This is a genomic window from Streptomyces actuosus (assembly GCF_016921115.1).
Lineage (GTDB): Bacteria > Actinomycetota > Actinomycetes > Streptomycetales > Streptomycetaceae > Streptomyces > Streptomyces actuosus_A.
The window spans coordinates 1-15,862 of the sequence record NZ_JAFFZS010000015.1; the positions used below are offsets into that span (position 1 = coordinate 1).

The window sequence follows — 15,862 nt, forward strand, 5'->3', positions numbered from 1 at the left end:
CTTCCGGCTTCCGGCTTCCGGCTTCCGGCTTCCGGCTTCCGGCTTCCGGCTTCCGGCTTCCGGCTTCCGGCTTCCGGCTTCCGGCTTCCGGCTTCCGGCTTCCGGCTTCCGGCTTCCGGCTTCCGGCTTCCGGCGGATCACACCCAGAACTCGTTGGTCCTGTCGATGTCCGCGACGCACTCGTCGAGGTCGGTGATCTTGTCGCCGACGATCCGGAAGACGATGCCTCCCATCTCGTCGATGTGCCGGTCACCGCGGTCGGCGGTGAAGTGGTGCACGGACACGGCGTGCCCGCGGCCGTCGACGAAGACGTTGCGCAACTCGACCCGGAAGGTTCCACCCGTCTCCGAGTGAAGCCGGGCGTAGTACCCGCCGAGGATCGCGTCGGTCCCCTTGTGGTCACCCGAGAGCGGGTGCGTTCCGGGCACGTGCTGTGCGCAGTCCCCGGTCATCATGTCGCGCAAGGTGTCCATGTCCCCGCGCTGGAATGCCTCGTAGCCCTTGCGGACGAGCGCTGCGTGCGGGTGTTCAGCCATGGCGATCGCCACCTCTCCTTCGCTCGGCGATGAACGGCTGACACCTCCGATTCTCCTCGCGCCGGACCGGGATGACGAGACGAGCCGGAACCCGCTCGGCACCGGGGCACCTATCCGCGGCCCCGCGATCTTGCCGCCCGGGCGATGACGACGACCGCCTTCTCCAGGGCGTACTCGGGGTCGTCGCCGCCGCCCTTGACCCCGGCGTCGGCCTCGGCGACGGCCCGCAGGGCGACGGCCACACCGTCCGGCGTCCATCCGCGCATCTGCTGCCGCACCCGGTCGATCTTCCACGGCGGCATGCCCAGCTCGCGGGCGAGGTCGGCGGGCCGCCCACCGCGGGCGGAGGACAGCTTCCCGATGGCCCGCACACCCTGCGCGAGCGCACTGGTGATCAGCACGGGTGCGACGCCGGTCGCCAGGGACCAGCGAAGCGCCTCCAGCGCCTCCGCGGCCCGGCCCTCGACGGCCCGGTCGGCCACCGTGAAGCTGGAGGCCTCCGCCCGCCCGGTGTAGTACCGCCCGACGACCGCCTCGTCGACCGTGCCCTCCACGTCGGCGACCAGCTGGGAGACCGCCGACGCCAGCTCGCGCAGGTCGCTGCCGATGGCGTCGACGAGCGCCTGGCAGGCCTCGGGGGTCGCGGACCGCCCGGCGGCGCGGAACTCCTGCCGCACGAAGGCCAGCCGGTCCGCCGGCTTGGTCATCTTCGGACAGGCCACCTCCCGCGCCCCCGCCTTGCGCGCGGCGTCCAGCAGGCCCTTGCCCTTGGCGCCGCCGGCGTGCAGCAGCACGAGCGTGATCTCCTCCGCGGGCGACGAGAGGTACGCCTTCACGTCCTTGATCGTGTCGGCGGACAGGTCCTGCGCGCTGCGGACGACGACCACCTTGCGCTCGGCGAACAGGGAGGGACTCGTCAACTCGGCGAGTGTCCCCGGCTGAAGCTGGTCCGGGGTCAGCTCGCGCACGTCCGTGTCGGCGTCGGCGGTCCTCGCGGCGGCCACCACCTCCTGCACGGCGCGGTCGAGCAGGAGGTCCTCCTGGCCCACGGCCAGCGTCACCGGGGCGAGAAGGTCGTCGTTCGCAGTCTTCCTGGGCATCGGGACAAGCATGGCACGCGCCACCGACAGCGCCTTGCGGCCGTCTGTCGCAGCGGCCGCGGCGGGTGGGCCCGGCGGCCCCGGGGCGCGGACCGAGCCGCCACGGCCGTGGAGCCGACCGGCCGTGGCGGGCCGACCGCAGGTGGGCCGGCTCAGGTGGGGCGGCTCAGGTGGGGCGGCTCAGGTGGCAGCGGCTGCCGACGGGCGGGGTAGACGGGCGGGGTAGACGGGCCACGGGTGAGGCGGCTGGTGGCGGGCGGGTGGGAACGGCCGCGGCTGGGGGCAGCTGCCGGCGGGCGGATGAGGCCGGCCGCGGGGTGCGGGTGGCTGCGGGCCGGGGCTCACCTCACGGCTCCTCGCGCCACCCGTCCCACTCCCCCGCGAACGCGTCCAGCTCGCCCGGGTCGAGCCGTCCCTCCTCGTCCCGCAGCACGACGAGCCACTGCGCATCCTCCGCATCGTCCTCCCCGGCCAGCGCGTCCCGGACGACCAGCGGCTCCTCCCGTACCCCGAACCGCTCCGCGAGCGCCTCCACGGCCTCCTCCGCGGCATCGCGGTCGGGCAGCACCAGCACATGTCTCACATCACTCACGCCGCCATTTTCCGGCATGCCCGGACCAGGGACTGCCGGGCGCCCACGGCACCTTCCGCCCGTCCGGCCCGACCGGGTGCCGGACCCCGCCGTGCCGCAACCCCGTGCCGGTCCCGGCACCGCCGACGGGTTCGGCGTGGTCGCCGTACCCAACGCACCCGGCGGCCCCGGCACATCCGGCCCAGTCGCCGGGCCCCGCATGCCGCCCTCCCGGTTCGGCAGGCCCGGCAGGCAGGCCGCGTGCCCGAGGCCCAGGGGCCCGGGATCAGCCGTCGCCGTCGCGGTCCCGCACCTCCGGCACCCGGTCCAGCTCCATGCCGAAACGCTCCCGGTACACCGACAACACCTCCTCGTCTCCCTCCAGTTCCCGCGTCTCGCGCCCGCCGTCGGCGTCCGTCACCGTGAGCCGCCGCCCGCTGAGCGTGATCCGGCCCCCGTCCTCGGTGACGCGCGAGCACACCAGCGACTGCAGGAAGTGGGAGCGCGGGCTGGTGCTGTGCCACCAGGCGCCGGTCACGAAGTTCCCGAGCACCCGGGGCCGCAGCTCCAGGCGGTACTGGCGCGCGCCGTCCCGCAGGACGTCCAAGTCGCCTCCTCCGCCCGCCTGCTCGACCGCCCCGCCTCCGGCACCGGCCGCGTCCGGTGCCGACTCCGCGATGCGGAACACCCCGCCCGGGTCGAACTGGTCGCCCCGGTCGGCCAGTGCCAGCGGGTAGTGGCTGTGCGCCCCGAACCCGACGTCGGCCAGCCAGTCCCCGCCGTCCTGCGTCCGCACCCGCAGCGCGAGATGGTCGTACGGGACACCGAGCCGCCCGGCCTCCCCGTACACCCGCGCCGCGAGCAGCGCCACCTCGAAGCCCAGTGCGGAGAGCAACGCCCCGAACGCGCCGTTCAGTTCGTAGCAGAATCCGCCACGGCGGGCGGCCACCAGCTTGTCCACCAAGTGCTTGTCGTCCAGCACGATCTCCTCACCGAGGTGGACCGACAGGTTCTCGAAGGGGACGGTGCGCAGGTGGCGCAGGTGCAGCGCGCGCAGTCCCTCACCGGTGGGCGGGACGGGGGTGTCCGCGGCACCCAGGCGGCGGAGATAGGCGTCGACCTGTGCAGCATCCATGGCCTCAGTCTGCCGCCACCCGCAGCCCTCCGTCCGCCCCCGTGACCGCCAGCGTTCCGTCCCGGTCCGTGCGCAGCACCGCCGCCCCCAGGGCCCGCAGGGCCGCGACCGTGCCGGGCGCCGGGTGGCCGTAGGGGTTGTCCGCGCCGCACGAGATGAGGGCCAGCCGGGGTGCCACCAGGCGTATGAGGCCCGCGTCCTGGTAGGCCGAGCCGTGATGGGCCACTTTCAGCACGTCCACACGGCCCAGCAGCGCTGCCGCCGGCGACCTCAGCAGCGCGTGCTGGGACGGGGGTTCGAGGTCGCCCAGGAGCAGCATCCGCAGCCCGGCCGACCGCACGAGCAACGTGACGCTGGCATCGTTCGGCCCTTCCGGCTCCACGGTGGCCGCCGGGCCGCCCGGCGGCCACAGCACCTGCCAGTCGACACCCGGGGCCCGCCGCAGCTCCCCCGCCGCGGCCCGGGTCAGCGGGATGTTCCGCCGCGCCGCCTCCCTCCTGACGAACCGCACCTGGTACGGGGGCTCATCGAACCCCGTCGTCTCGATCGCACCGACCTGCCGCCCGCGCAGCACACCGGGGAGCCCGGCCACGTGGTCGGCGTGGAAGTGGGTCAGCACGACGAGCGGGATCCGGGTGACGCCCAGCCGACGCAGGCAGCGGTCGACGCGGCGGGGCTCGGGACCGGCGTCCACGACCACTCCCGTGTGCGCGCCGGCCGCGAGCACGACCGCGTCTCCCTGCCCCACGTCGCACATCACCAGCCGCCAGCCGGGCGGCGGCCAGCCCGTGACCACCCGGGTCAGCGGGGGCGGCTGCACCACGGCGAGCAGGAGCAGCACGCCGCAGGCACCGCAGAGCCAGGGGCGGCCGGGCAGCAGCCGGCGTCCGACGAGAACGAGCGCCACGGTGACGAGGGCGAGCAGCAGGGCGCCGGTCCAGCCGCCTGGCCAGTCCACGGCCCCACCGGGCAGCGCGGCGCCGGTCCGGGCGATCCCGGCGATCCACCCGGCGGGCCAGCCCGCGCACCAGGCGAGCCCCTCGGCCACCGGCATCGCCACCGGCGCGCACGCCAACGCGGCGAAGCCGAGCACCGTGGCCGGCGCGATCGCGACCTCCGCGAGCAGGTTGCAGGGCACCGCGACGAGGCTGACCCGCGCGGACAGCACCGCGACGACGGGGGCGCACACGGCCTGGGCCGCCCCTGCCGCGGCCAGTGCCTCAGCCGTCCGGGCAGGGACCCCGCGCCGCCGCAGGGCGGCGCTCCAGTACGGTGCCAGCGTGAGCAGGGCACCCGTGGCCAGCACGGACAGCAGGAAGCCGTAACTGCGGGCCAGCCAGGGGTCGTACAGCACCAGCAGGAGCACCGCCGTCGCCAGCGCCGGGAGGAGCGACCTGCGGCGCCCCGTGGCCAGTGCGAGCAGCGCGACGCCCGCGCAGGCCGCCGCCCGCAGCACACTCGGGTCGGGCCGGCACACGAGCACGAACGCCAGCGTGAGCATCCCGCCGAGCAGCGCCGTCGCGCGCAGTGTGAGGCCCATGCGGGGCGCTGCGCCGCGGCGCTCGGCACGCTGGGCGAGCCCGGGCGGCCCCAGCAGCAGGGCGAGGACGACGGTGAGGTTGCTCCCGGAGACGGCGAGGACGTGTGCGAGGTCGGTCTCGCGGAAGGCGTCGGCGAGCTCCGGGGCGATGCGGGCGGTGTCCCCCACGACCAGCCCGGGCAGCAGTGCCCGGGCATCCGCCGGCAGCCCGTCGGTCGCCTCCCGCAGCCCGGCCCGCAGCCGCCCCGCGAGCCGCTGCGGTCCCGACGGCTGCCCCACCACGAGCGGTGGTGCGGCGCCCCGGACCCGCAGCACGGCCGCGATCCGGTCACCGGTCACGGCGGGCGGTGCCAGCCGTCCGGTCACCCGCACCCGCGTCGTCGGCAGCAGCCGCAGCCATCGCGAGCGGTCCGGCGCGCCGTCCGTCTCCTGGGCACGGCCTCCTCGGGCCGGGACGATCACCAGCACCGGGGTCCTGGTCGCCACGGGCGCCCCGGCGCCGTGCTCGATGCCGCGCACCTCCGCCTCCAGCACCACCGAGGGCGGGGCCGCACGGTCGCCCGTGACCCGGGGGCGGGTGAGCCGGGGGTCGGACACGACCTCCACGTCGGCGGTCACGGTGGCGTAGCGGCGGGCCAGCTCCGGCAGAGGTCCCCGGCTCAGGTCCGCCCCGTGCAGCCCGGCCGAGGCGGCAGCCGCGGCGGCGCAGAGCAGCGCGGCGGCGGCCGTGGCGCGCGGCCATCCGCTCCGCCCCGGCCCGGGAGGGCCTGCGGGCCGGCGCCGCCGGGCCGCCAGCAGCAGGGCGGCGGCGAGGCAGGCGACGACGGCAGCGGTGACCGCGGCCTGCGGGGCGTTCAGCGCGAGGGCCGCCGCGGCCCAGGCGGCCAGTGCCGGAGGCACCAGTCTGAGGTCCGCCGGCGCCTCCTGCCGCGGGTGGGCCGCGCCGAGGCGGCTGCCGGAGGCGCGGTGCACGTCGTGCCGCCGGGCGGGCGGTGCCGAGGCGGTGCGGGCGGTGCCGTCCTCGCTCCGGCTCACGGCCGCACCAGGTTCCGCAGATCGGCGAAGCGGCGCTCGCCGATGCCGTTGACCTCGCGCAGTTCGTCCACCGAGCGGAATCCGCCGTGCCGGGTGCGGTAGTCCACGATGTGCCGCGCCAGCACGGGGCCCACGCCCGGCAGCGTGTCGAGTTGGTCCAGGGTGGCGGTGTTGAGCGAGACGGGGGCCACGGGCACCGCACCGGGCGCCATGGGGCCACCCGGTGCGGTGCCCGCGCCCGTCACGGTCACCGGGGCCGTCGCGCCGACGATCACCTGCTCCCCGTCGGCAAGGAAGCGGGCCCGGTTCAGGCCCGTGAGGTCGGTGCCCGGACGCGCCCCGCCCGCGGCGTCGAGCGCGTCGGCCACCCGGGAGCCGGCCGGCAGGCGGTGGATCCCGGGGCGGCGGACCTTGCCGCCGACGTCCACGACGATCTCCGCGCCGGGCGCGGCGCCCGGCGCGCCGCTGTCCGCGCCGCCGGGCCGTGCCGCCCCTCCGCCGGAACCGAAGGCGGGTTCCGGACCGGTCCCGGCCGCGGTGCCCGCGGGAGCGCTCGCGTCACCGGTCCGCTCCATGCCGTGGGGAGCCGCCGCCCGGACCACCTCCGGGGCCCGCACGGGCCTGGTCCGCCCGCCCCAGAAGTGCTGTGCCGCGAAGGCGACGGCGACGACGAGCAGCACGGCGAGCGCGATCACGCTTCTGCGTTCCAGTCCGCACCGTGTCTGGACCCAGACCGGCATCCGCTCGCGCAGCGCCATCCCGGCACGCGCCCACCACGCTGCCCCGGCGGGCGCGGCCGCGACGGCGGCGTCCGTGCCGGCGTCGGGGTCCGCCGGCGCGGGAGGCCCCGGGTCGCCGGTCCCGGCGGTCCGCGGACCGCCCGGAGGCGGTCCCGCGCCCGACTCGTCTCCGGGGCGGGCGCGTTGGTGCTCCTCGCCGGCGTGTCGCCGCTCCTCCTTGCTGTGCGGGGTGAGGAGGAGCGCCTCCGCGCGCCGCTTGAGGTCCTCGGCCGGCGCGCGGCGCTGCCGGGTGTGCCCGCGGCCCCGCGGGCGGCGGTGGTGGACGCGGCGGTCGGAGCCTGGCTCGCGGCCCGGTCCACTGGTGGCGGTGTGCGAACGTGATCGAAGTGCCATGCCCCGAGAATGGGGCACGGCCGGACATCGCGATGATCTTGCTCAGTTTCCGGGGACGAGGGCCCGATTGTGGACAACTCCGCCACCCGCACGAGTGATGCGTCGTACGGGCCGCCTCCCGGGGACGCCCCCGGTGGAGCGCACGTTCACCGCGAGGAGACCACGACCCCCAGCAGTCCCGGCCCCGTGTGCGCCCCGATCACCGCGCCGACCTCGCTCACGTGCAGGTCGGCCAGGCCCGGCACCCGCTCGCGCAGCCGGTCCGCCAGGGCCGTGGCCCGGTCGGGGGCGGAGAGGTGGTGGACGGCGATGTCGACGGGGGCGCCGCCGGCGCGGTCGGCCACCAGCTCCTCCAGCCGTGCGATCGCCTTCGACGCCGTGCGGACCTTCTCCAGCGGCTCGATCCGGCCCTTCTCCAGCTGCAGCAGCGGCTTCACCGCGAGGGCCGAGCCGAGCAGCGCCTGGGCCGCGCCGATCCGGCCGCCGCGGCGCAGGTAGTCGAGAGTGTCGACGTAGAAGTAGGCGAAGGTGCCGGCGGCGCGCTTCTCCGCGGCCGTGACGGCCTCGTCCAGCGTGCCGCCGGTCTCCGCCGCCTCGGCCGCGGCCAGCGCGCAGAAGCCGAGGGCCATGGCGATCATCCCGGTGTCGACGACCCGCACCGGCACCGGTGCCTCCCGGGCGGCGGCGACCGCCGCGTCGTAGGTGCCGGACAGCTCGGCCGACAGGTGCAGGGAGACGATGCCGGCGGCCCCCGTCTCGGCGACCTTGCGGTAGGTCTCCGCGAACAGCTGGGGGCTGGGCCGCGAGGTGGTGACGGGGCGTCGCTTCTGCAGCGCCTGGGCCAGGGAGCGGGTCGAGATCTCGGTGCCCTCTTCCAGTGCCCGGTCGCCGAGAACGACGGTCAGGGGCACCGCGGTGATGCCGTGGCGCTCCATCGTCCGCGGCGGCAGGTAGGCCGTTGAATCGGTGACGATCGCGACATGGCGGGACATGAGCTGGAGATTACCTGTCGTACCGCTCGTGCGGCAGCCCGACCCCGCTCACCCGGGACAGGTGTGGCCGGATCACGATGTGCTCTCGGGGCGGGGCTTCTTCTGCCAGGAGTACGTCGTGCGAGGGGTCGGCGGGGTGACGGCGGGGCGGGCCGCTTCCCCGGGCAGCGGGGAGGACGGGGGCGGCTCCGGGGCCGTCCAGTGGCGCAGTGCGCCGGCCTCCACGTCGATCTGGGCGCTCAGGGAGTCGAGGTCGTCGTCGGCGAAGCGGCGGGCGCGGTCGCGTGCCGCCCAGCGCAGCGAGTCCGCGGACCGCGTGATGCGTTCGGTGCGCTCGCGCAGGGCGGGCAGCAGCCGGGCGAGCGCCACGCGGTCCGGTTCCGCCTCCAGGCGCTTGAGTTCGTCGTCGAGTTCACGCCCGTGCAGGCTGAGCCGCTCGAACAGGCCGACGGACTCCTTGAGGGACTCGTCGCCGCTCACGCCCGCGTGCAGCGCGTCCTGGGTGGCGCGCATCGATGTGCGCAGGGTGAGGCGGAGCTGCGCGATCTCGCCCGCGGGCCCGGGCTGGGTGAGCGACTTGGCGCGCAGGGTGTGGTCCTCGACGGTGCGGCGGGCCTGAGTGAGGGTGCGGTCCACTCCGCGCCTGGCGGCACCGATCGCCTTCACCGTGACGTACGCGCCGAGGCCCACGAACAGTACGAAGAGCAGGGCGAAGACGGCGACAACTACTTCCACGGCACTCCTCCTCCGGCCCGCGGCACCCGCCGCGCCGCTCTTCCACGGTAAACGCAACGGGCAGGTTCGGGGTTCCACCGGGAACCCCGAACCTGCCCGTAGGGGACTACCCCGAGCGGGACACCGGCCCGCCCCGGCGGCTCACGCGGGCACGATGTTCACCAGCTTCGGCGCCCGCACGATCACCTTGCGGATCCCGGCGCCGTCCAGTGCCGCGACGACCTTGTCGTCGGCCAGCGCGGCCTTCTCCAGTTCCTCCTCGGAGATGGCCGGCGGCACCTCCAGCCGCGCCTTGACCTTGCCCTTGATCTGGACGACGCAGGTCACGGTCTCGTCGACCACGTAGGCGGGGTCGGCGACCGGGAAGTCCCGGTGGACGACGGAGCCGGTGTGGCCCAGCTTGCGCCACAGTTCCTCGGCGATGTGCGGGGCCAGCGGCGCGACCAGGAGCACCAGCGCCTCGGCCACCGGCCGCGGCACCGGGCCGCCCGCCTTGGTCAGGTGGTTGTTCAGCTCGGTGACCTTGGCGATGGCGGTGTTGAACCGCATGCCCTCCAGGTCGCCGCGCACGCCGTCGATCGCCTTGTGCAGGGCGCGCAGCGTCTCCTCGCCGGCCTCGGTGTCGACGACGGTGGGTTCGCCGGTCGCCTCGTCGACGATGTTGCGCCACAGTCGCTGCAGCAGCCGGAACTGGCCCACCACCGCGCGCGTGTCCCACGGGCGGGAGACGTCCAGCGGGCCCATCGCCATCTCGTACAGGCGCAGGGTGTCGGCACCGTACTCGGTGCAGATCTCGTCCGGAGTCACCGCGTTCTTCAGGGACTTGCCCATCTTGCCCAGCAGGCGGCTGACCTGCTCGCCCTGGTAGAAGTAGGCGCCGTCGCGCTCCTCCACCTCGGCGGCGGGCACCGCGATGCCGCGGCTGTCGCGGTAGACGTAGGCCTGGATCATGCCCTGGTTGAACAGCTTGTGGAACGGCTCCGCGGAGGACACGTGCCCCAGGTCGTAGAGGACCTTGGACCAGAAGCGCGCGTACAGCAGGTGGAGCACGGCGTGCTCGGCGCCGCCGACGTACAGGTCGACGCCTCCGTGCGGCAGGCCCTCGCGCGGGCCCATCCAGTACTGCTCGATCTCGGGGTCGACCAGCTTCTCGCTGTTGTGCGGGTCCAGGTAGCGCAGCTCGTACCAGCAGGAACCGGCCCAGTTGGGCATGGTGTTGGTCTCACGCCGGTACTTCTTCGGCCCGTCGCCCAGGTCCAGGGTGACGTAGACCCACTCCTCGTTGCGCGACAGGGGCGTCTCGGGCTGGGTGTCGGCGTCGTCGGGGTCGAAGGTGCGCGGGCTGTAGTCCTCGACCTCGGGCAGCTCCAGCGGCAGCATCGACTCGGGCAGCGGGTGGGCGATGCCGTCCTCGTCGTAGACGATCGGGAAGGGCTCGCCCCAGTAGCGCTGGCGGCTGAACAGCCAGTCGCGCAGGCGGAAGTTGACGGTGCCCTCGCCGATGCCGCGGCGCTCCAGCCACTCGGTGATGCGCGCCTTGGCCTCAGTGACGCCCAGTCCGTCCAGCTCGACGCCGTCGCCGGCCGAGTTGACGATCGTCGCGTCGTAGGAGGAGAACGCGTCGTCCCAGGTGGTCGGGTCGGTGCCACGGCCGTCGGTCGGCTCCACGACGCAGCGCACCGGCAGCTCGAAGGCGCGGGCGAAGGCGAAGTCGCGCGTGTCGTGCGCCGGGACGGCCATGATCGCGCCGGTGCCGTAGCCCATCAGCACGTAGTCGGCGATGAAGACCGGGACCTGCTCGCCGTTGACGGGGTTGGTGGCGAACGCGCCGGTGAAGACACCGGTCTTGTCCTTGGCCTCGGCCTGCCGCTCGACGTCGGACTTGGACGCGGCCTGCGCCCGGTAGGCCGCGACGGCCTCGGCCGGGGTCGCGTGGCCGCCGGTCCACGTCGCGCGGGTGCCCTCCGGCCAGGCGGCGGGGGTGAACTTCTCCACCAGCGGGTGCTCGGGCGCCAGCACCATGTACGTCGCGCCGAACAGGGTGTCGGGGCGGGTGGTGAAGACGGTGATGCGCTCTCCGTCGATCGGGAAGTCGACGCGGGCGCCCTCGGAGCGGCCGATCCAGTTGCGCTGCTGGAGCTTGATGGCCTCGGGCCAGTCCAGCTCCTCCAGGTCGTCCAGCAGCCGGTCGGCGTAGGCGGTGATGCGCATGTTCCACTGGCGCAGCTTGGCCTTGAAGACGGGGTAGTTGCCGCGCTCGGAGCGGCCGTCGGCGGTGACCTCCTCGTTGGCCAGCACCGTGCCCAGGCCGGGGCACCAGTTGACCGGCGCGTCGGAGGCGTAGGCCAGGCGGTACTCGCCCAGCACGTCGGCGCGCTCGGTGGCGCTCAGCTCGCTCCACGCGCGCGTGGTGCCCGGAACGGCACGCTCACCGGAGGCGAACCGGGCGACCAGCTCGGAGATCGGGCGGGCCCTACCGGCCGCCTCGTCGTACCAGGAGTCGAAGATCTGCAGGAAGATCCACTGGGTCCACTTGTAGTACTCCGGGTCGATCGTGGCGAACGACCGGCGCTTGTCGTGGCCCAGACCCAGCCGGCGCAGCTGGGCCTTCATGTTCTCGATGTTGGCCTCGGTGGACACGCGCGGGTGCGTGCCGGTCTGCACGGCGTACTGCTCGGCGGGCAGGCCGAAGGCGTCGAAGCCCAGGGTGTGCAGCACGTTGTGGCCGGTCATCCGCTGGAAGCGGGCGAAGACGTCGGTGGCGATGTAGCCGAGGGGGTGGCCGACGTGCAGGCCCGCACCGGAGGGGTACGGGAACATGTCCATGATGAACTTCTTGGGCCGGGCGACCAGCTCGGGGTCGCCCGCCAGGTCACCCTGCGGGTTGGGCGCCGCGTAGGTGCCCTCGGCGTCCCAGAAGTCCTGCCAGCGTGCCTCGATCTCGGCGGCCACGGCAGCCGTGTAGCGGTGCGGCGCAGCCACCTCCGAAGCGGCAGCGGTGTTCGTCTCGCTCATGATCCTCTAAGCTCCATCGATCGTCTCTGCCTGCGCTTCACCCAAGAAACGAAAAAACCCCTCGCACAGGAGGGGACGCCGCGCCGACTCCGACCACGTTCTCACCGGTGGTCGGGACTGATCAGCGCGGCCCGCTAAGCAGAAGGCGTACGGCACGCATGGCGCCAGGGTACCGCACGGCTTGAGCAAGCCGCGACGCCCTTCCGTACGCCTAGTCGACACACCCCGTCGACGCCCGCATCCACAGAACCGAGGTCGGATTACTTCGCGTAACACACCCTAAGGGACATCACACCGGCCGCATTGTCCTTTGATAACAACGCAATAACTCAAACCTCGTACTGATCGGTATGGCGCGACCTAGAGTGCGGCCCGGGACCGCTCACCCGAACTGCTCGGAGTTGCCCCCATGAACCCTCGTCGTAGTACCACCTCACTCCCCAAACCGGGCCGCTCGGCCTACGGGGCGGCATCCGTCGTCGTCCTGCTGCTCATACCCGTGATCGTGCTGATCGGAGGTGAATGGCTGCGGAACTTCCTCAACTTCGGTGCCGGCGTGCTGTCGCTGGTCTCGCTCAGCTGCTCGGTGATCTGGGGCCTGGTCGCCCAGGACCGGCTCCTGCTCAACATCCGCCAGCGGATCATCGGGCAGGCGGTGCACCGTACGACCGCGGTCGCCTCGATCGCCTTCCTCCTGGTGCACATCACCATCAAGCTCGCGCTGGATCACACCGAACTGATCGCCGCGGTGATCCCCTTCTCCCTCGGCTTCAGCAGCAGCGGCGGACTCATCGGCCTCGGCTCCCTGGCCGGCCTGTTGATGATCTTCGTCGGCATCACCGGTGCCCTGCGCAGCAACTTCGCCGCCCCGGCCCCGGTCGCGGCGCGCTGGCGGGCCATGCACATGCTGGCCTACCCGGCCTGGTGTGCCGCGCTCGTCCACGGGCTCTACGCGGGTCGCCCCGCCAAGCCGATCTTCACCATCCTCTACGGTCTGTCCGTGCTCGGCGTCATGGCGGCGCTCGCCCTGCGGGCCGCCCCGCGACCGGTCAAGCGCAAGGTCGCCGACCGGATCATGGAACTGCTCGGCACCGAGGACCGGCCCGGCCGCGAAGACCTGGACACGAGCCGGGCGCGAGCGGCGGACACCGGTTCCACCGCCCTGCCGGGCTATGAGGGCCGCCGCCGAGCGAACCCCGCCGAGTCGCCCGCCGCACCGCTGTTCGACGCCCCGGAGCCCGCAGAGCCCGCCGGTTCCGGATTCTCCGCGGCCTACCGCGCCGTGTCCTCCCGCGGGCGGGGACGGCAGCAGTACGCCACCGGCGAGACCGCGTACAGGGACGTCCCGCAGGCCGCTCAGCCCACGGAGACGCTCCCGCGCGTCGACAGCGGCGGCAGCACCTCGGGCAGCTGGCCGATCCCTTCCCCGCCGCCGGTCGGAGAGGCGCCGCCGTCGGCGTACGACCCGCTCACGGACACCGGATACACCGTCCCCACCTATGGCAATCCGGGCGCCGGCGGCTACGACGGACGTGATGTGTACGACACCGGTGAGACGAACACGGGGTACGGCACGTACAACCAGAACGACACGTACAACAGCGGTCCCGCAACCGAACCACTCCCCGGCACGTTCGACGCGCCGGGTTCGGGCGAACCTTGGAACATGCCGTCCGGAGGCTATAGGTGAACGAGGCCCTGCCCGACGTCCCCGAAGTCCGCGTGGTCGGCCTTCCCCAGCTCACGTCAGGTTTCGACCTTGTCGAACGGCTCGATCTGCCCATGCACCTGAAGGTGCACGGGCCGCTCGAACCGATGGGCGGCGAGCAGCTCGCGCAGCTCGCCGAACGCATCAACCTCAGGGGCCGCGGCGGCGCGGGCTTCCCCTTCCACAAGAAGCTGCGGTCGGTCGCCGAGTCGGCGATCCGCCGCGGCGTGAGGCCGGTCGTCGTCGTCAACGGCAGTGAGGACGAACCCGCCTGCCGCAAGGACACGGTGCTGATCAACCGCTCCCCGCACCTCATCCTGGACGGCGCCCTGCTGTGCGCCGAGGCCCTGGGTGCCCGCACGCTCGTGGTGGGGGTCACCCGGGAGTCGACGCAGCGCTCCATGGAGGCGGCACTCGCCGAACGCGGTCTGAGCAACGGGCGCCGATCGGCGCTCCGCGCGCGCGTGCAGCGCAATCCGGTACGGATGGTGACCGGCGCCGCCGCCTCTCTGATCCGCTCGATCGACGGCGGCCCGGCCATCCCGCCCGGCCGCAAGGTCAGCGCCTCGCAGACCGGCGTCGGCGGCGCACCCACCTTGCTGTCGAACGCCGAGACGTTCGCCCAACTGGCCATCGCCGCCCGCATCGGCCCGGAGCGCTACGGCAACACCGGCCTGTACGACGAACCCGGCACCGTGATGCTGACCGTGTCCGGCGCGGTCGCCCGCCCGATGGTGATCGAGGTCCCCACGGGCGTGCCGCTGCGCTACGTCCTGCAGCTGGCCGGTGCCCCACCGGTGCCGCAGGGCGTGCTGACCGGCGGCTACCACGGCCGGTGGATCGACGCGGCGACGGTCAACGAGGCGATCGTCTCCCGCAACTCGCTGGACGCGGTGGGCGGTGCGCTCGGCGCCGGCGCGATCCTGCCGATCACTCAGGAGACCTGCCCGCTGGGCGAGTCGCTGCGGGTGGCGCAGTGGCTGGCGGAGGAGAGCGCGGGCCAGTGCGGCCCGTGCTACCTCGGGCTGCCCGCGGCGGCGCGCGGCATGGAGGACATCCTCAACGGCGGCGGACCGGCCGCGTTGGAGGCCCTCAAGCAGGTCGCCAAGAGCGTCAAGCGGCGCGGCGCGTGCTCGCACCCGGACGGCTCCGCGATGTTCCTGGAGTCGACCATCAAGGCGTTCACCGACGACCTCGCGGCGCACGTCCTCGGCAACGGCTGCGGACGCCCCGTGGAGGGCGTGCTGCCGCTCTTCGAGGGGGGCAGGGCCCCGACGGGCATCCCGGGCGGCGCGGAGTCCGAGGAGAACGGTCCCAGCCGCCAGAAGATCTACGTCGACTGGACGCTGTGCCGGGGCCACGGCCTGTGCGCGGACATCCTCCCGGAGGTCTTCCAACTCGGCGCGGACGGTTTCCCCACCGTCGCGCAGGCGGCGGTTCCGCGGTACGCGGAGGCGAAGGCGCTGCGTGCGGTACGCCGCTGCCCGGCCCTCGCGCTGCGCCTGGAGGAGGACACGCGCGCGCAGGGGGAATCCCGCACCAATCTGCCGGTGCTCTCCCAGGGGCGCGGCAGGCGGGCCCTGGGACGCTGAGCGACGGAGCGGATCCTCCACCGGGGGGATCCGCTCCGCTCCGTCCGCGTCGCGTACGCACGCGACACCAGCCGGGTCACCGAACGTCGAGGGCGGGCCACCCGTTCCGGATGGCCCGCCCTCGACTTCTGTGGAGCTAAGGAGAATTGAACTCCTGACCTCTTGCATGCCATGCAAGCGCTCTACCAACTGAGCTATAGCCCCTTGTTGTCATGTGGTGGAACCACATGCTTTTTCATTTCGCCCGGTTCCCCCGGCGACGACGACAACATTACACGGTCCTGGGGGGTGAACACCAAATCGGTTCTCCGTCGGGCCGTCAGGCCGTGACGAACGAGTAGAACCGCTTCAGCGTGCAGTGTTCCTCCAGGAGGCGGCCGTAGATCGGCTCGCCCTCCAGCTCGCGGTAGGTCTCGATCGGGTCGCCTTTTATGATCAGCGCCCGCGCGCATTCCTCGCACCAGTACTGGTAGTCCGGGTTGACCGGTTCCATGTCCCGCACGATCGGGGTGCCACTGCCGCACCAGTCGCACTTTCGCCTGTGTGCACCCATCGATCAGCTCCAGCTGTGACCGCAGGAGGTGCACACGTACGAGATTCCGCCGTTGTCGCCGAGGACCTGGGCCACATGTGCGGAACCGCAGGAAGGGCAGCTGAGGCGGGTCGCCGTGTCCCGTGTCCAGCCTGCGTCGGAGAGGTGACCGACCTCTCCGAGGATGCACGAAGGCATCACTGCTCCCTCCCGTCGGGCCGCGCCCCCTTCCGGCCGT

At 73.4% G+C, this 15,862-nt stretch carries 13 protein-coding genes and 1 tRNA gene; 2 read left to right on the plus strand and 12 right to left on the minus strand.

Annotated features, from left to right (window positions below; all coding sequences use genetic code 11):
* Positions 1 to 137 precede the first annotated feature (137 nt).
* The 9 genes from JS756_RS19580 to leuS form a co-directional block, all read right to left on the minus strand.
* Positions 138 to 536, minus strand: a complete 399-nt coding sequence (locus JS756_RS19580) for a nuclear transport factor 2 family protein (RefSeq protein WP_205384423.1) — start codon at positions 534 to 536, stop codon at positions 138 to 140.
* Positions 537 to 646: 110 nt separating this feature from the next.
* Positions 647 to 1,636, minus strand: coding sequence for a DNA polymerase III subunit delta (gene holA, locus JS756_RS19585; protein WP_205384424.1), 990 nt, complete (start codon positions 1,634 to 1,636; stop codon positions 647 to 649).
* 346 nt (positions 1,637 to 1,982) lie between these two features.
* The gene (locus JS756_RS19590) at positions 1,983 to 2,228 is read right to left on the minus strand and encodes a hypothetical protein (protein WP_205384425.1); all 246 of its coding nucleotides are present in this window, start codon (positions 2,226 to 2,228) and stop codon (positions 1,983 to 1,985) included.
* Between the two features lie 265 nt (positions 2,229 to 2,493).
* Positions 2,494 to 3,342, minus strand: a complete 849-nt coding sequence (locus tag JS756_RS19595; RefSeq protein WP_205384426.1) for an arylamine N-acetyltransferase family protein — start codon at positions 3,340 to 3,342, stop codon at positions 2,494 to 2,496.
* Positions 3,343 to 3,346: 4 nt separating this feature from the next.
* Complete coding sequence (locus JS756_RS19600; RefSeq protein WP_438817330.1) at positions 3,347 to 5,917, minus strand: ComEC/Rec2 family competence protein; 2,571 nt, start codon at positions 5,915 to 5,917, stop codon at positions 3,347 to 3,349.
* Entirely contained in the window at positions 5,914 to 7,050 is a 1,137-nt protein-coding gene (locus JS756_RS19605) for a ComEA family DNA-binding protein (protein WP_205384427.1), read from the minus strand. Before JS756_RS19605 ends, JS756_RS19600 begins: the two co-directional genes overlap by 4 nt.
* Positions 7,051 to 7,196: 146 nt before the next feature.
* On the minus strand, positions 7,197 to 8,042 hold the full coding sequence (locus JS756_RS19610) for a DegV family protein (protein WP_205384428.1): 846 nt from the start codon (positions 8,040 to 8,042) through the stop codon (positions 7,197 to 7,199).
* A 72-nt stretch (positions 8,043 to 8,114) separates the two neighbouring features.
* Positions 8,115 to 8,777, minus strand: coding sequence for a hypothetical protein (locus JS756_RS19615; protein ID WP_205384429.1), 663 nt, complete (start codon positions 8,775 to 8,777; stop codon positions 8,115 to 8,117).
* Between the two features lie 141 nt (positions 8,778 to 8,918).
* A complete protein-coding gene (gene leuS / locus JS756_RS19620; protein ID WP_205384430.1) occupies positions 8,919 to 11,792 on the minus strand; it encodes a leucine--tRNA ligase in 2,874 nt (957 codons plus the stop codon).
* Between the two features lie 409 nt (positions 11,793 to 12,201).
* On the opposite strand from leuS, the gene JS756_RS19625 reads away from it, so the two are divergent.
* The gene (locus JS756_RS19625; RefSeq protein WP_205384431.1) at positions 12,202 to 13,482 is read left to right on the plus strand and encodes a cytochrome b/b6 domain-containing protein; all 1,281 of its coding nucleotides are present in this window, start codon (positions 12,202 to 12,204) and stop codon (positions 13,480 to 13,482) included.
* Complete coding sequence (locus tag JS756_RS19630; protein WP_205384432.1) at positions 13,479 to 15,092, plus strand: NADH-quinone oxidoreductase subunit NuoF family protein; 1,614 nt, start codon at positions 13,479 to 13,481, stop codon at positions 15,090 to 15,092. Before JS756_RS19625 ends, JS756_RS19630 begins: the two co-directional genes overlap by 4 nt.
* 131 nt (positions 15,093 to 15,223) lie before the next feature.
* On the opposite strand, the gene JS756_RS19635 is transcribed toward JS756_RS19630, so the two are convergent.
* From JS756_RS19635 to JS756_RS19645, 3 genes are all read right to left on the minus strand, one after another.
* A tRNA-Ala gene (locus JS756_RS19635) sits at positions 15,224 to 15,296 on the minus strand.
* Between the two features lie 115 nt (positions 15,297 to 15,411).
* Positions 15,412 to 15,645 (minus strand): hypothetical protein, encoded by a 234-nt coding sequence (locus JS756_RS19640; protein WP_003976229.1) that lies wholly within the window; start codon positions 15,643 to 15,645, stop codon positions 15,412 to 15,414.
* 3 nt (positions 15,646 to 15,648) lie between these two features.
* Positions 15,649 to 15,822 carry a hypothetical protein gene (locus JS756_RS19645; RefSeq protein ID WP_205384433.1) on the minus strand — a complete coding sequence of 58 codons (174 nt, stop codon included), beginning with the start codon at positions 15,820 to 15,822 and terminating at the stop codon, positions 15,649 to 15,651.
* Positions 15,823 to 15,862: the final 40 nt, after the last annotated feature.

Coding starts and splice junctions, on each gene's coding strand:
- JS756_RS19595 (WP_205384426.1), bottom strand. CDS start 3,342: ATGGATGCTGCACAGGTCGACGCCTATCTCCGCCGCCTGGGTGCCGCG.
- JS756_RS19645 (WP_205384433.1), bottom strand. CDS start 15,822: ATGCCTTCGTGCATCCTCGGAGAGGTCGGTCACCTCTCCGACGCAGGC.
- JS756_RS19610 (WP_205384428.1), bottom strand. CDS start 8,042: ATGTCCCGCCATGTCGCGATCGTCACCGATTCAACGGCCTACCTGCCG.
- holA (WP_205384424.1), bottom strand. CDS start 1,636: ATGCCCAGGAAGACTGCGAACGACGACCTTCTCGCCCCGGTGACGCTG.
- leuS (WP_205384430.1), bottom strand. CDS start 11,792: ATGAGCGAGACGAACACCGCTGCCGCTTCGGAGGTGGCTGCGCCGCAC.
- JS756_RS19605 (WP_205384427.1), bottom strand. CDS start 7,050: ATGGCACTTCGATCACGTTCGCACACCGCCACCAGTGGACCGGGCCGC.
- JS756_RS19625 (WP_205384431.1), top strand. CDS start 12,202: ATGAACCCTCGTCGTAGTACCACCTCACTCCCCAAACCGGGCCGCTCG.
- JS756_RS19640 (WP_003976229.1), bottom strand. CDS start 15,645: ATGGGTGCACACAGGCGAAAGTGCGACTGGTGCGGCAGTGGCACCCCG.
- JS756_RS19580 (WP_205384423.1), bottom strand. CDS start 536: ATGGCTGAACACCCGCACGCAGCGCTCGTCCGCAAGGGCTACGAGGCA.